This window comes from Arthrobacter oryzae (genome assembly GCF_030718995.1).
Lineage (GTDB): Bacteria > Actinomycetota > Actinomycetes > Actinomycetales > Micrococcaceae > Arthrobacter > Arthrobacter oryzae_C.
Window position 1 is genome coordinate 2578010 of sequence record NZ_CP132204.1, and the last position, 14292, is coordinate 2592301.

Genomic DNA, 14292 nt, shown 5'->3' on the forward strand with positions numbered 1-14292 from the left:
TTGCGGGGCGGCCTGCCTGTTCAAGCCGCTACGTCGAGCCTAGGAACCGGGCCGAAAACCGCGCTACAGCAGCTGCTTATATGTGGACAACTTCGCCGTCGCCGCCGCCGTCGTGCTTGGCGTCTGCTTTCTCGTCCTGGAACGGAAGGCTGACCACCATGGTGGCGCCGCCGCCGTCGGTCGGGACCACCCGGACGGAGCCCGAGTGCGAGGCCACGATGGCAGCCACGATGGCCAGGCCAAGGCCGCTGCCGCCTGTTTCGCGGGTCCGTGAGGTATCCGCCCGGTAGAAGCGCTCAAAAATCCTGGCGGCCTCGCCCTCCGGGATCCCGGCACCGTGATCGCGCACTTCGATGACGGAGGATCGTTGGCCGACATCCCCGGTCCGCACCCCGACCGCAATCTCTATGGGTGTCCCGGCGGGGGTGTAGCGAAGGGCGTTGCCCAGGAGGTTGCCCACCACCTGGCGCAGTTTTGCCTCATCGCCCAGCACCGGGGCCGGGGACGGCGACCCGCCGTCGAGTCCGGTCAGCGAAATCTGCCGGTCCCGGTCGCTGGCCTGGGTGTCCACCACGGCGTCGTTGGCGAGGAGCAGGAGGTCCACAGGCTTCTCCTGCAGCGGGCGTTGCTCGTCCAGCCGGGCGAGCAGCAGGAGGTCCTCCACCATGGAGCCCATCCGCTTGGCCTCGCTCTCAATCCGTCCCATCGCCGTGGCAACGTCCTCTTCCTTGGACAGCGCACCCTGGCGGTACAGCTCGGAGAAACCCCGGATCGTCACAAGGGGAGTTCGAAGCTCATGGGAAGCATCGGCGGCAAAGCGGCGCATCCGCTCTTCGGAGGCCATCCGGGCCGCGAAGGCGGACTCAATGTGGCTGAGCATCGCGTTGAGCGAGCCGCCCAGCCGGCCCACTTCCGTGGCGGGGTTCTCCACGTCAACGCGGCGCGAGAGGTCGCCGGCGGCGATGGCCGCCGCGGTCTTCTCCACGCGCGCCAACGGCCGGAAGGACCGGGACACCGTCCAGGTGGCGATGAAGAAGGCCAGCACCAGGGTGAGGAAACCAACACCGATGACCACCAGCGAGGCGTGTTCCATGACGGAGTCCACGGGGGCCAGCGGCAGGCCGATGATGACGACGGCATTGCGCTGGTTGCCGTCCAGTACGTTCAGTGCCACGACACGCCAGTTCCGCCCGTCGGTGCCCCGGACCTGGAAGGGGGCAAGGTCGAGCCTGTTGGCTTCTGCCGGTGACAGGCTGTCGATGTCCGGGTGGGATTCCTTGCTGCCGCCGAAGGGGAACGCCTCCTGGTCCGGGCGCAGCAGCATGAGCGAATAATCCGTGGGGATGTTCGGGTTCTGCTGCAGCAGCTGGCTGAAGGATTGCTGCTGCTTCACGGAATTGACGGCGACCTTGAGCTTGTCGTCAACCTGCCCCTGGAGATAGCTGTGCAGGAGTGTCAACGTGCCGGAACCGGTCACGGCGAGTGCCACCAGCATCAGTGCCATCATGATGGCCACGAGCTGGGAACGCAGTGAGGCCGACTTCCAACGCTGCAGCAAGGTCAGCGCTTTTCGGCTGTCCGGAGTACGTAGCCCACCCCGCGCTTGGTCTGGATCAGTGCCGGGGCCTCGGGATCGATGTCCACCTTGCGCCGCAGGTAGGAGATGTACGACTCCACGATCGACGCGTCGCCGTTGAAGTCGTATTCCCAGACATGGTCCAGGATCTGGGCCTTGGACAGGACCCGGTTCGGGTTGAGCATCAGGTAGCGCAGGAGCTTGAACTCGGTGGGTGAGAGCTCAATGACGGTGCCGCCGCGACGCACTTCGTGCGCGTCGTCGTCGAGCTCGAGGTCATCCACGCGAATGACGGCGTCGTCGTCGAGCAAGGGCTGGGTGCGCCGCAGCACCGCGCGGATCCGGGCCACCACCTCGTCCAGGCTGAAGGGCTTGGTGACGTAGTCGTCGCCGCCGACGGTGAGTCCGGTGACCTTGTCCTCGGTGTCGTCCTTGGCGGTAAGGAACAGGACGGGGAAGTGCTTGCCGGAGGCGCGCAGCCGGCGGGTCACGGTGAAACCGTCCATGTCGGGGAGCATGACGTCCAGCACTGCAAGGTCGGGGGAGTGCAGCTCGGCGGCGGCGAGGGCGTCTCGTCCGTTGCCTGCCGAGACGACCTCAAAGCCTGCGAACCTCAGCGACGTGGAGAGCAGCTCGCGGATGTTCGGTTCATCATCGACGACGAGGAGCTTGGCTTCGGGACCGTTCTTTTTCATACTTCCCATGATGCTCCCAGAATCTGGGAGTTTTCTGAATGAAAGTTGAGTGTCCCATGAGTAGACGCCGACCTTGTCCTTCGGCAGGCGGGGAAAGCGCTGTGATCGCCTGAAGGGAACCCTTTTCCCAAGCAATTCGTTCACGCGGCGAAGGGTTTCCAGCGCTACCAGCCAGTACTAGAGTTGGGCCACTGAGTCCTTGGGGATTCGGGAAAAATCGTTCATGCGGCACCCAATGAAGGGGATCTATCACCATGACGGAAATACAGACGCCTGAGACCACCGGCACAGCAGACCGCAGCATCCGCGACTGGGCAGACCTGGCAGAGGAAATGTGGTCCTACCTGACGGGCAAGGGCGCCGCCATCAATTACAACTTCATCGACATGACTGTCGAGGTTCCGCGGGACATCGGCCCTGACGCGCCGCGCGCTACCTGGAAGCTCAACGGCAGCCTCCGGGTGACCACCAGTGACAAAGACGCCCCGGGGTCAGACGAGAACCGGAGCTGAACCGGTTGTGAACGGATTCCGCCTCGACATGGATCTGGACTTCTCGTTTACCGATGAGTCCGGCGCGGTAACGCGGGGATCGGCCCGGGCCGGCGGCAGCGAAATACGCGTCGCCGTGGACGCCCTGGAGTCGTTCAGTGCCGGCGGAATCCCGTCGCTCGAGGAGATTCGTCCGCTGGCAAAGACCTTCGCTGACCGGGGGCTGACCGTCGTCGTCGATGGTCCCGATGGCCACATCGTGAGCCTCGGTGCGGTCGCAAGCCCGGCATCGCAGCGGCTCATCACCCGGTCTCCCCACATCAAGCTGGGAAAACTCGGTGCACTGGCGCCACTCCTGAAACGCGGACGGGGTCCGGCGCGACGGTTCTCGCTGTTGCCGCCGCAGACGCCCCTGCCGTTGATGCCGACAGTCAGGCGGAGCATCGTCCGCCGCATCACCACCACCCACCACACCCGGGGGAGCGGCCGGCCGAGGCTCATCTTCGTGCAGGACTCGGCCTCTTGGAACGGCCAGGTGCCGCGGGAGTTCACACTTAGCAGCGAGATCGTCAGGATCGGCAGTGACGCGTCCTCGGACGTCCAGCTTGCCGGGCTGGAGGGTCTCCATGCGGAAATAGTCCACAACGCTGACGACGAGTACGTCCTGGTGCCGCATGGGAAAGTCGCCGGAAGCGTCGGGTCCACTGGAGAATCCGTCCTCAGGACCGGCGCCCGGATCCAGATGGGACAGTGGTGCCTGGCCTACTTCCGGGAAGAGTTCGCAGACCATGGGCGTCCTTTCGGCGGACGCAGCGGCGGCGAACTCGCCTACCAGGCTCCGCAGTTTGATCCCCGGACGGGAACTACGGAACGGGACGGATCCCGGGGGATCAGCTGACGGACCAGCGCCTAACCACTTATGTCGCGCTGGGATTCCGTCCGACGTCCTTGGCATCCATGATCCGGTAGGCGTACCCCTGTTCGGCCAGGAATCGCTGGCGCTTCGCCGCGAAGTCCTGGTCCAGCGTGTCCCGTGCCACCAGGGAGTAGAACCGCGCGGCGCGGCCGTCCTGCTTGGGGCGCAGCAGGCGGCCGAGCCGTTGCGCTTCCTCCTGCCGGGAACCAAACGAACCGGACACCTGGATGGCCACTGACGCTTCCGGAAGGTCAATGGAGAAGTTCGCCACCTTGGAAACCACCAGGGTCTGCACCTCGCCCGCCCGGAAGGCCTCGAACAGCTTCTGGCGTTCCTTCACGGACGTGTCACCCTTGATCACCGGAGCCTGGAGCCGTTCACCCAGCTCGTCAAGCTGGTCAATGTACTGGCCGATGACCAGGAGCTGCTCACCCCGGTGCTGTTCCACCAGTTGTTCCACCACCACGGTCTTCGTTTCGGACGTGGAACACAGCCGGTATTTGTCAGCCTCCTCGGCCATGGCGTAGGCCACGCGTTCGTCATGGGGGAGGTCCACCCTGACTTCCACGCAGTCCGCCGGCGCGATGTAGCCCTGGGCCTCGATGTCCTTCCACGGGGCGTCGTACCGTTTCGGGCCGATCAGGCTGAAGACTTCGCCTTCGCGGCCGTCCTCCCGCACCAGCGTGGCTGTGAGTCCGAGCCGCCGCCGCGCCTGCAGATCCGCTGTCATCCGGAAGATCGGCGCCGGCAGCAGGTGGACTTCGTCGTAGATGATCAGGCCCCAGTCGTGGCCGTCCACCAGCTCAAGGTGGGGGTAGAGGCCGCCGCGTTTGGTGGTCAGCACCTGGTACGTCGCAATGGTGACCGGACGGACTTCCTTGACCGAACCGGAGTACTCGCCGATCTCGTCTGCGGTCAGCGAGGTCCGCTTGACCAGCTCGTCCTTCCACTGCCGGGCGGACACGGTGTTGGTCACCAGGATCAGGGTTGTGGTGGAGCTCGTCGCCATGGCCGCCGCGCCCACCAGCGTTTTGCCTGCACCGCAGGGAAGCACGACGACGCCGCTGCCGCCGGCCCAGAAGTTCTCCGTGGCCAGTTTCTGGTAGGGCCGCAGCTTCCAGCCGGATTCGTTGAGCATGATGGGATGCGGTGTGCCGTCCACGTAGCCGGCAAGGTCTTCGGCGGGCCAGCCGATCTTGAGGAGGAGCTGCTTCAGCTGGCCCCGCTGGGAGGAATGGACCACCACGGTCTCGCCGTCGATGCGCGGCCCCAGCAACGGCTGGATCTTCTTCGCCCGGGAGACCTCCTCAAGCACGGGGTAGTCACTGGTCCGCATCACCAGCCCGTGCTGCGGATCCTTTTCCAGCCGCAGCCTGCCGTACCGCGACATCGTTTCTTCGATGTCGATCAACAGCGAATGGGGCACGGGGAAGCGGGAGTATTTCAGCAGGGTGTCCAGGACCCGTTCCGCATCCAGCCCGGCGGCGCGGGCGTTCCAGAGTCCCAAGGGAGTGAGCCGGTAGCTGTGCACGTGTTCAGGCGCGCGCTCGAGTTCGGCGAAGGCCGCGATGGCGTGTCTGGCTTCCGTTGCCTTCTCATGGTCCACTTCGAGCAGGATGGTCTTGTCGCTCTGGACGATCAGGGGGCCGTCGCTCACGGTGCCAAAGCCCTGGTGCTGCGGGGCCGCGGGGTGCTGGTCACTGCTGGAATTCCTCTTCCGCCTCAATGTCGATGATCCGGTGGATGGAGAGCACGCGTTCGGTTTCGCGGGCAGGGTCGAAGACCCGGACCCGTCCGCCGTTCACAGAAACCGGAACAACCGTTTCCCTGCTGGAATTCCCCTGGCTGTCCACGACGTTCATCACTACAGCCTGCCGGAGCCGGATGGCCTTTTGCAGGGTCTCGAGCCCGAGCTGTGTTGCTTCCTCTCCGGTGGCTCCCGACGGCGGGCGGTGGCCGCCGTTGGCGTGCGCACCGTAGGTGTCCGCATGGCTGCGCAGAATCGCCAGCTGGGCGTCGACGTCGGCCTCCGCCGGAGCCGTCCGCGGCGCACTGTACACGGGACGTCCACTGCCCGGAACGGCGGTTGTCCGGCGCAGCCGGATGAGTGCTGACTCCGGCTCCTCGACAGCCGGTGACAGGCCCAGCGTCCGAAGGACCTGCGCGGTTTCCTTGGTGCCCGCGCGGGAGATGAGGACCGTGGGAGCGATGCGGACCAGCCCCAGCCCGGCTGCGCTGGATTCCCTGACCAGTTCCAGCAGGGCATCTTCGTCATCGCTCTGGATGAAGCTGGAGGCCACGCCCACCCGCAGCCTGCCATGCCGGGCCGCGGTGTCCTCCACAAGGTATTCGAGCGGCTGCGGCACGGCAGTGGCGGAGTGCTCGCGCAGGAAACCCAGCACGCTGGCGGCGTCATGGCCTGCGTCGAGGGCGCGGCGGACCGACGCCACAGAAAAGCGGTAGATCGTCGCGGGGCCCTGGCCTTCGGCGTCGGCCATCAAGAGGAGCTTTTCACTCAACTCGGGGGCCAGGTAGCCCGGCGCCACGGCGGTGAGGTCGGCCTGCAGCAAAACGTGGTTGAGGGCGGCCGGCAGGTGCTCTCCGAGGATATCCAGCGCCTCGTCGGGCCGCTCCGCGGCAATGGCCGAACCCAGCTGGCTGAGCGCGCCTGAACCGATGAGCCCGAGCATTTCCGCTTCGGCCAGGACACCCCGGATCAGCGAACTGAAGCGCCTGGCCATCCGGGGCTGGGCCCAGTCAGCCCGCTGAAGCACCGCGGCAGCGTCCAGCACCGGTGCCTTGCCGTCCGCCTCCTCCGCCTCGAGGGTGAGTTCGTTGAGGATCTCCAGGATCCTCTTCCGGACCACTGGCGCGTCCGGCCGCTGGGCTTCGGCGGAGAGAGCGTTGATGGTGGTGCCGGCAGCTGCGCGGTGTGGCACGGGCGCCGCGCCGGGACCCGTGACGGGCTGGCCCACCAGGGACGGTGCACGTTCACTGGCCAGCCAGGCGTTCACGAGCCACAGCCACTGTTCCTGGCGCGGCAGCGTCAGCCACTCGAGCTGCTCCGGCTGGACCCAGGCGGAGCTGTCAACGTCCAGCCGGATCAGTCCGGCCAGGGCGCAGAGCTCAACCAGCAGGCCGGCCCGGTTCAGGTCGATGCGGAGCGAGTCGGCCAGCCGCTTCATCTCGCGGACTCCGACGCCGCCGCTGCGCAATGTGACCAGGGGCTGCTCGCGCACGCTGTAGAGGAGTTCGCCTGTCAGGCGGAGGGTTTCGGCGATGGCGCCGAGGGCGGCATTGCGCCGCAGCGCCGCCGTGGTCTGCCCAAGCCTGGGCACCGGGGGAGTGGTGGTGAAGTCCTCAATGACGGCGCCGCCGCGGAGGGCGATCCCCACGCTATGGGGCAGTTCCACATGCGCGGCGTCCAGCGGGACCAGCAGGCCCCTGGCCAGGAGCCAGTCAACAGGGCCCACGTCGGACCCTTCGTTAAGGACTGACGCCCTCCTCTGCGCCTGCGGGACTGCCCCCATGGCCCAGTTTCCGAAGCGTGCAAGGAGTGCCGTGGTGCGCTCCGGTGCGGTGGCGAGGATTTGCTGCAGGGCCTCCGGAGTGGCCGTCCAGTGCTGCAGCGACAGGGCCGCTTCCATGGGGGTGGCGGCGGGATGGATGTTGGCTCCGCTGTGGTGCAGTTCGCCCACGAGTTGCACCACCCGCTGGGCGAACGCCGGCTGCAGCCGGACCAGTTCGGTGTAGCTACGCCCCAGCCCTGCCGGGTAGATTCCCACCACGTCACGCAGGCTGCCTACGGGAAGGTAGAACCGCTGGCGGGGACCGGCCGGCAGCGCGGCACCGTGCGGGGGCTCGGCACGGTGCACGAGGGCCAGCTCTTCCAGTGAGTGCAGGATCCGTTCGATGGCGGACAGGGAAGCGCCGCGGATGAACTTCTTCAGGCCGGCGGCCGAAGCACTGTGGGCCGTGTCCGTGTTGGTGCAGAGGTGGAGGGTCTCCAGCACCTGCATCTGCGGCCGGTTCAGCCGCTCCAGGGCCCGTTGCACGCTGACCCTTGCGCTGGCCCGGGCGGCGAGGGCAGCAAAGTCCGGAACGTTGGGTGAGACCAGGTCCGGCCGCGCGGAGAACAAGGCCCGCAACGAGTCGTCGCTGCGTGCCTCCAGTTCCTTGCTGAGCGCGCGTATAAGGGACATCAGTCCAACGTTACCGCCCGCCGGACTTTCCTGCCCGGCGTCGGGCCGCGACGCCGTCGATTACCAGGGCGATCATCAGCAGGAATGCCAGCGGCAGGCCGTACAGGGCCAGGGACGTCACCCACACGGGCGCCGTGCCGCCGTCAAAGGCTATGGCCATGACGGCGCCCACGGCAGCCAGCGAAAGGACAGCAGTAACCGCCGCAACTATCATCAGTGGCCGCCGGTAGCGCGAGGGTGTCATGGAAGTAACGCTAACAGCCCCGCTGTGCCCGTGCCGCAAAGCGGGAATCCGGGTCCCGGCAGGATAACCTTGAAGATACAGACCAACATGGTCCGGGCAGTCATACCCTGAACCCGCATATCAATGCGGATGCGGTGGCCGCCGGCCGTGTCTCAGCAAGTCCAGAACGAAGAAGGTTGATTACGTGCCTACCGGCAAGGTCAAGTGGTATGACAAGGAAAAAGGCTTCGGATTCCTCGCAGGTGAGGACGGCCAGGAAGTGTTCCTGCCCAAATCCGCCCTGCCTGAGGGCGTCACGGAGCTCAAGGCGGGCACCCGTGTGGAGTTTGGCGTGGCTGACGGCCGCAAGGGAGCCCAGGCCCTCGGCCTGCGCGTGCTGGACAAGACACCGTCCATTGCCAAGGCGAAGCGTCCAAGCGCCAAGGACCTGGCACCCCTCGTCCAGGACCTGGTGACCGTGCTGGACAACCTGTCCGGAACGCTGTCCGCCGGAAAGTACCCGGAAGGCAACAAGGCCAAGGCGATCGCTGCTGCCCTCCGTAAGGTTGCCGACGAGCTGGACGCCTAGGCATCCGCATGACTTCCCAACCTGACCAGGGCACCCCCAAACCGGCTTCGAAGCCGCGTGCCGGCGTGCCTGTATGGCGAACCGGCAAACCGGACGCAGTGCTCGCTGCCGCGGTGGACCTTGCCCGGGAGGCGGTGGAGGGCATTGCCCCGGCCGAACAGATCGGACAGCACCTCGGCGCCAAGAGCGAAGGCGACCGTATTGTCACGCACCTCTTTGAGTCCAGGCTGGCCGGTTACCAGGGGTGGCAGTGGTACGCGGTGGTGACGCGCAACTCCCGTTCCAAAGTCATCACGGTGAACGAGCTCGGCCTGCTGCCCTCCGGCGACTCCATCCTTGCACCCGAGTGGGTGCCGTGGGCTGAACGGGTGCGCCCCGAGGACGCCCAGGAAAACGAAGCGGACGCCGACGCTGCTGTTTCGGAAAGTGCCGAGGATGCCGTGGCGGACAGTGCCGAGGATGCCGTGGCGGACAGTGCCGGGGTCACAACGTCCGACGCCGAAGTGTCCGAAGAGGACGACGGCGACTCCCCGGAGGAAGAAGCCGACTCCACCCGCGAGGTCGACTAGCCGTTGGAACCTTGCGGGGCTAGGCACCACGGAGGCCGGAGATGACGTCCACCTTCAAGTCCCTGCAAATCCTTAACTACCGCCTCTGGTTCGTTGGCGCCCTGATTTCCAACATCGGGACCTGGATGCAGCGCACCGCCCAGGACTGGCTGGTCTTTGACCACCTGACTGACCACGACGCGGGGGCCATGGGCATCACCATGGCCTTGCAGTTGGGGCCGCAGCTGTTCCTCGCACCCGTGGCCGGACTCCTGGCGGACCGCTTCAACCGCCGCCACCTCCTGCTGATGACCCAGTCCGGCATGGCGTTGCTGAGCACCGGCCTGGGCCTCCTTGTGGTCCTGGGTGCCGGGCAGCTCTGGCATGTTTACGCCTTTGCCCTGCTACTGGGCCTTGTCTCCGCCCTTGACGCCCCCGTCCGGCAAACCTTCGTCTCGGAGCTGGTGCGGGACGACTACCTGCCCAATGCGGTGGCGCTCAACAGTGCCTCCTTCAACGTGGCCAGGATGATCGGACCCGCTGTGGCCGGCGTGCTGACGGTGGCGGTCGGGCCGGGGTGGGTGTTCCTGATCAACACCTCCACGTTCCTGGCACTTCTGTTCAGCCTCTGGAAGATCCCGGTTTCGTCCCTGCGCGTCCTTCCCAGGGCGGCTCCCGGCAAGGGGCGGATCCGTGAGGGACTGCGTTACGTGCGCTTCCGCCCGGACATCGTGGTGGTGCTTGTGGCCGTCTTCATCGTCGGCACCCTCGGGCTGAATTTCGTCCTGTTCATAGCCGCCATGGTGGGCACCGAATTCGGGCTGGATGCCAGCGCCTTCGGGTTGATGAACTCCATCATGGCCATCGGCTCCGTCGCCGGGGCGCTGCTGTCAGCCGGGCGAAGCAAGCCCCGGCTTCGTATCATCTTCGGGGCAGCCGGCGCATTCGGCGTCACGTCCGGGGTGGCGGCCCTGGCACCGAACTACTTCTGGTTCGGGGTGGCGCTCGTGCCCGTGGGGCTCTTCGCCATCACGATGATGACCAGCGCCAACGGCTACGTGCAAACCACCACCGACCCGGTGATGCGCGGCAGGGTCATGGCCCTGTACATGGCCATCTTCATGGGCGGAACACCGATCGGTGCCCCGCTGGTGGGGTGGGTGGCCAATGTTGCCGGACCCCGCTGGTCCATGTCCGTGGCAGCCGCTTCAGGGCTGCTGGCCGCGGCGATCGGCGTGGTGTGGATCATCCGCGCCGGGCAGCTGAAGCTCGCATTCAACCGCCGTGCCCGGGGACTGCGCTATTTCCGTGTGGTACCCGGCGCGTCCAACCGCGCACGAAACGCTGAAGGAAATGCCGAAGGAAAAGGACCGAAAGAAGAAGGCGCCGCCCGGGACCAAAGCCCGGACGACGCCGTCGAACGCTAGCGCGTCAGCGCCACGGACTCGCTACTTCCGTAGTTCGCCTACAACGTAGTCGATGCTGGACAGGAGGGCGGAGACGTCGTCCGGATCGATCGCCACGAAGGTGGCGATGCGCAGCTGGTTGCGTCCCAGCTTGCGGTACGGCTCCGTGTCCACGATCCCGTTGGCGCGGAGGACCTTAGCGATGGCCGCTGCATCGATCGAGTCGTCGAAGTCGATGGTGGCGATCACGTTGGAACGGTCTTCGGCCTTGGCAACAAACGGGGTGGCGTAGTCGGAAGCCTCGGCCCAGGAGTAAATGCGCCCGGCGGAATCGGCGGTGCGTGCAGCGGCAAAATCAAGGCCGCCGCTGGCGTTCAGCCACTGGACCTGCGCGTCCAGGGTCACCAGGGTGGCCAGCGCCGGGGTGTTGTAGGTCTGGTTGAGCCGGGAATTGTCGATGGCCGTCTGCAGGTCCAGGAAATCGGGGATCCACCGGCCGCTGGCTTTGATCTGCGCGGCACGCTCGAGGGCTGCGGGGGAGAAGAGGCCCAGCCACAGGCCGCCGTCGGAGGCGAAGTTCTTCTGCGGGGCAAAGTAGTACACGTCTGCTTCAGACACGTCGACGTCGAGGCCGCCGGCAGCAGAGGTGGCATCCACCAGGACGAGCGAGCCTTCGTCCGCACCCGCAACCCGCTTGACGGGGGCGGCCACGCCCGTGGATGTCTCATTCTGCGGCCACGCGTAGACGTCAACGCCGGCTTCCGCCACGGCGTCGGGCCTGGTCCCCGGCTCAGCCTTGATGATCGAGGACGCATCCAGGAACGGAGCCTTGTTGGTGGCAGAGGCGAACTTGGAGCCAAACTCGCCGAAGGAGAGGTGCTGTGCCTTGCTTTCCACGAGTCCGAACGCCGCAATGTCCCAGAACGCGGTTGAACCGCCCACGCCGAGGATGACTTCGTAGCCTTCCGGGGCGCGGAAGAATTCGCTGAGGCCGTTGCGGACGGACCCCACAAGGTTCTTGACCGGCGCCTGGCGGTGCGATGTTCCCAGGAGCGTGGCAGACGCGGCAGACAGGGCCTCGATCTGCTCGGGGCGGACCTTTGAAGGCCCGGCGCCGAACCGCCCGTCCTTCGGCAGGAGGTTGGCGGGGATAGTGATGCTGGTGTCGCTCACAGTGGCTCCAATTTTTCGGCATGGACGCGGAGGGGCCCGGCAGTGCACGGGGTACTGCAGGTGGAATCCCCTATATTCTGCCTGACGCGCCTGCGCGGGAGGGAACGGCATCCGTCATAGTCCAGTCACTGAGACATGGTCCGGTCCCGGAGGCGCGGCACACTGATGCGGCAGTTCACGGGGCGGCTGACGGTGAGGCAGCCGGAAGATTATCCGGAGTAATTCAAAATAGGTTAAGCTTGTCCCTGACGCAAGGACTGTGCTCGAGGAGCTGAGCTGGATGACGGATCTGATCGACACCACGGAGATGTATCTTCGGACAATCTTGGAGCTTGAGGAAGAGAACATCGTGGCTCTCCGCGCCCGGATCGCCGAACGGCTGCGCCACTCCGGGCCCACCGTTTCGCAGACCATCGGCCGGATGGAGCGTGACGGGCTGGTGGTTGTTTCGGGCGACCGGCACCTTGAGCTTACGGAAACGGGCCGGAAACGGGCCACTGAAGTCATGCGCAAGCACCGCCTCGCTGAGCGGCTCCTGGCCGACGTGATCGGGCTCGACTGGGCGTACGTCCACGACGAAGCGTGCCGGTGGGAACACGTCATGAGCGAACGGGTGGAACGGCGCATCTTCGAACTCCTGGACCACCCCACGGTTTCCCCCTACGGCAATCCCATTCCCGGGCTGGCTGCGCTTGGCGGCGAACCGTCGCCCGCGTTCACCGACGGCGTGGTGAACCTCCTTGACGCCATGACCGGGTACGGGGCCGACTCGCGCGTCACCGTGAGCAGGCTGGCCGAACCCATCCAGGTTGAACCCGAGCTGCTCGTCCAGCTTGATGAAGGCGGGATCCGGCCGGGGGCGTCCCTCGCCCTGGAACGCGTGGGGGAGTACATCTCGGTGCGTGTACCCGAGATCGAGGGGGCCCTTGAGCTGCCGCCCGAAGTCGCGGCCCACGTATTTGTTACGGTCAGCTGACCGCGCACCTCGTAGGACCACCTACAACTGCCTGAGACGCAGATAACGGAATTATTACCGCGCTGATTAATCACCTATAGTTGTGGACTAGCGCCGATACTAAAGCGTTACCTGATCCGAAGCCGAGCTCTGCCAGCGGATCAGCGTACGAAACACCTCCTGGCAGAGGCGGGGGAACCACAACCGGCCGTTGAAAAACGGCCTTGGGGTGAAGTCCGTCAGCGGCAAGCCATCTCCGACGAAGGATTCCTTAGGGATACCCCTGTGTCGGATGCCTTGCAGTGGCGGACCGGGTCTTTGATCTCTCTGACCCGAATCCGACAGCTAACTTCGCAGGCTATCCAGAGAGGATAATTTTTGACCACGCAGACCGTCAGGGGCCGCCGCAGGGCGACCGGTCCCGCTTCGGAGTACCCAGTGGCCGAAGCCGTTATGACGGTCAGGCCGCGCGATGCGCATCGTGATGCACGCCGGCGCCGCAGCCTGTTCAGCCAGGTAACGGCCTTCGCTTCGGCGAGCGGTGTGGGCCAGAAGGCGGGCATTGCCCTCGCGGCCACCGGGCTCGTCCTCACTGTGACCGTCCCGTCCACCGGCCCCGCGATGTCCACAGCGGACACGGGGAACGCTGCCGCCGCTGCGTCAGCTGCGCCACAGCCGGAAGTGTCCGCTGCTGCAGGTGCCAAAATCGACTTCAACCGCACGTACGTTGCCACCAAGGGTGATCCGGACGGCAAGCTCAAGCAGCTACTGAGCGCGCAGTCGGCAGGGACCATCACCCGTGCGGCCTCCGCCGGCAGCCTCGGTGCTCCGTTGGAACAAATGATTTCGGCCTCACCGTTCGGCTTCCGGGTCAGCCCCATCACGGGCGGCGCCGGTGAGTTCCACCGCGGCCAGGACTATGCCGCCCAGTGCGGTACGAGCGTCCTCGCTGCCGCCAGCGGAACAGTGACCTTCTCGGGCTGGCACCCCTATGGCGGCGGAAACCGCGTGGTGATTGATCACGGCAACGGCCTGGAAACCACGTACAACCACCTTTCGTCCTCCAACGTCCAGGTGGGGCAGAAAGTGGGCCGTGGCGACCTCGTGGCGCTCAGCGGGACCACCGGCGCCTCCACCGGCTGCCACCTCCATTTCGAGGTCATGGTCAACGGCGAAGTCGTCGACCCCACCGGCTGGCTCTGATCCAAGCGATGGACCGCTCTCGCATTCCTGTGACATGCCGTGACCTGAATGTGACATTCGTTATTAATTCCTGTACCGTTTAGAGCACGCCAACTTTTCCGAAGTTGGCGCTCTTGAGTGGATTGCCTAACTCTGCCACCGCTCAAGGTCCGTTCGCATGACATCGTCTGGCAGAGGCGGGGGAACCAATTTTGGTCTTCGCAAGAAGACCTTGGGGTTAAGTCGCAACGCTTCCCAGGAAGCCGAGCGGCCGGGTGACTCCCATCCGAATCCGACAGCTCACCTCGTAGGCATTGGGAGAGGCTACCTTCGTGT

General features: G+C 65.8%; 13 protein-coding genes and 2 riboswitches. Of the genes, 7 read left to right on the plus strand and 6 right to left on the minus strand.

The window, feature by feature from the left end; genetic code table 11:
- Positions 1-76: 76 nt before the first annotated feature.
- Together Q8Z05_RS11885 and Q8Z05_RS11890 are read right to left on the minus strand one after the other, a co-directional pair.
- The gene (locus tag Q8Z05_RS11885) at positions 77-1558 is read right to left on the minus strand and encodes a sensor histidine kinase (protein ID WP_305939843.1); all 1482 of its coding nucleotides are present in this window, start codon (positions 1556-1558) and stop codon (positions 77-79) included.
- 2 nt (positions 1559-1560) lie between these two features.
- The gene (locus Q8Z05_RS11890; protein ID WP_305939844.1) at positions 1561-2271 is read right to left on the minus strand and encodes a response regulator transcription factor; all 711 of its coding nucleotides are present in this window, start codon (positions 2269-2271) and stop codon (positions 1561-1563) included.
- Between the two features lie 254 nt (positions 2272-2525).
- Between Q8Z05_RS11890 and Q8Z05_RS11895 the strand changes: the two genes are divergently transcribed.
- The gene (locus Q8Z05_RS11895; protein ID WP_305939845.1) at positions 2526-2783 is read left to right on the plus strand and encodes a hypothetical protein; all 258 of its coding nucleotides are present in this window, start codon (positions 2526-2528) and stop codon (positions 2781-2783) included.
- Positions 2784-2790: 7 nt separating this feature from the next.
- Positions 2791-3660, plus strand: a complete 870-nt coding sequence (locus Q8Z05_RS11900; RefSeq protein WP_305939846.1) for an FHA domain-containing protein — start codon at positions 2791-2793, stop codon at positions 3658-3660.
- A 19-nt stretch (positions 3661-3679) separates the two neighbouring features.
- On the opposite strand, the gene Q8Z05_RS11905 is transcribed toward Q8Z05_RS11900, so the two are convergent.
- From Q8Z05_RS11905 to Q8Z05_RS11915, 3 genes are read right to left on the minus strand one after another with little or no spacing between them, the layout of a single operon-like run.
- The gene (locus tag Q8Z05_RS11905; protein ID WP_305939847.1) at positions 3680-5335 is read right to left on the minus strand and encodes a DNA repair helicase XPB; all 1656 of its coding nucleotides are present in this window, start codon (positions 5333-5335) and stop codon (positions 3680-3682) included.
- A gap of 40 nt (positions 5336-5375) precedes the next feature.
- Positions 5376-7880 carry a helicase-associated domain-containing protein gene (locus Q8Z05_RS11910; RefSeq protein WP_305939848.1) on the minus strand — a complete coding sequence of 835 codons (2505 nt, stop codon included), beginning with the start codon at positions 7878-7880 and terminating at the stop codon, positions 5376-5378.
- Positions 7881-7890: 10 nt separating this feature from the next.
- Positions 7891-8124, minus strand: coding sequence for a hypothetical protein (locus tag Q8Z05_RS11915; protein ID WP_305939849.1), 234 nt, complete (start codon positions 8122-8124; stop codon positions 7891-7893).
- Positions 8125-8308: 184 nt separating this feature from the next.
- Here Q8Z05_RS11915 and Q8Z05_RS11920 point away from each other — a divergent pair, with 184 nt between their 5' ends.
- Genes Q8Z05_RS11920 through Q8Z05_RS11930 form a run of 3 tightly spaced genes read left to right on the plus strand, consistent with a single transcriptional unit; the run spans position 8309 to position 10667 of the window.
- Positions 8309-8692 (plus strand): cold-shock protein, encoded by a 384-nt coding sequence (locus Q8Z05_RS11920; RefSeq protein WP_011690655.1) that lies wholly within the window; start codon positions 8309-8311, stop codon positions 8690-8692.
- 8 nt (positions 8693-8700) lie between these two features.
- A complete protein-coding gene (locus Q8Z05_RS11925) occupies positions 8701-9261 on the plus strand; it encodes a DUF3027 domain-containing protein (protein ID WP_305939850.1) in 561 nt (186 codons plus the stop codon).
- Positions 9262-9302: 41 nt separating this feature from the next.
- A complete protein-coding gene (locus tag Q8Z05_RS11930; RefSeq protein WP_305939851.1) occupies positions 9303-10667 on the plus strand; it encodes an MFS transporter in 1365 nt (454 codons plus the stop codon).
- A 21-nt stretch (positions 10668-10688) separates the two neighbouring features.
- Here Q8Z05_RS11930 and serC read toward each other — a convergent pair whose 3' ends face one another.
- Positions 10689-11819 carry a phosphoserine transaminase gene (serC, locus tag Q8Z05_RS11935; RefSeq protein ID WP_305939852.1) on the minus strand — a complete coding sequence of 377 codons (1131 nt, stop codon included), beginning with the start codon at positions 11817-11819 and terminating at the stop codon, positions 10689-10691.
- 280 nt (positions 11820-12099) lie between these two features.
- Between serC and Q8Z05_RS11940 the strand changes: the two genes are divergently transcribed.
- Complete coding sequence (locus Q8Z05_RS11940) at positions 12100-12795, plus strand: metal-dependent transcriptional regulator (RefSeq protein ID WP_305939853.1); 696 nt, start codon at positions 12100-12102, stop codon at positions 12793-12795.
- Between the two features lie 141 nt (positions 12796-12936).
- A riboswitch (cyclic di-AMP (ydaO/yuaA leader) is annotated at positions 12937-13149 on the plus strand.
- A gap of 3 nt (positions 13150-13152) precedes the next feature.
- Positions 13153-13977: a M23 family metallopeptidase gene (locus Q8Z05_RS11945; RefSeq protein ID WP_305939854.1), complete on the plus strand. Its 825-nt coding sequence runs from the start codon at positions 13153-13155 to the stop codon at positions 13975-13977.
- 148 nt (positions 13978-14125) lie between these two features.
- Positions 14126-14284, plus strand: a riboswitch (cyclic di-AMP (ydaO/yuaA leader).
- Positions 14285-14292 lie beyond the last annotated feature (8 nt).

Bases quoted from the DNA above. Each gene is read 5' to 3' on its own strand.
- Q8Z05_RS11890 (WP_305939844.1), bottom strand. From the start codon at position 2,271: ATGAAAAAGAACGGTCCCGAAGCCAAGCTCCTCGTCGTCGATGATGAA.
- Q8Z05_RS11895 (WP_305939845.1), top strand. From the start codon at position 2,526: ATGACGGAAATACAGACGCCTGAGACCACCGGCACAGCAGACCGCAGC.
- Q8Z05_RS11910 (WP_305939848.1), bottom strand. From the start codon at position 7,880: ATGTCCCTTATACGCGCGCTCAGCAAGGAACTGGAGGCACGCAGCGAC.
- Q8Z05_RS11915 (WP_305939849.1), bottom strand. From the start codon at position 8,124: ATGACACCCTCGCGCTACCGGCGGCCACTGATGATAGTTGCGGCGGTT.
- Q8Z05_RS11925 (WP_305939850.1), top strand. From the start codon at position 8,701: ATGACTTCCCAACCTGACCAGGGCACCCCCAAACCGGCTTCGAAGCCG.
- Q8Z05_RS11930 (WP_305939851.1), top strand. From the start codon at position 9,303: ATGACGTCCACCTTCAAGTCCCTGCAAATCCTTAACTACCGCCTCTGG.
- Q8Z05_RS11940 (WP_305939853.1), top strand. From the start codon at position 12,100: ATGACGGATCTGATCGACACCACGGAGATGTATCTTCGGACAATCTTG.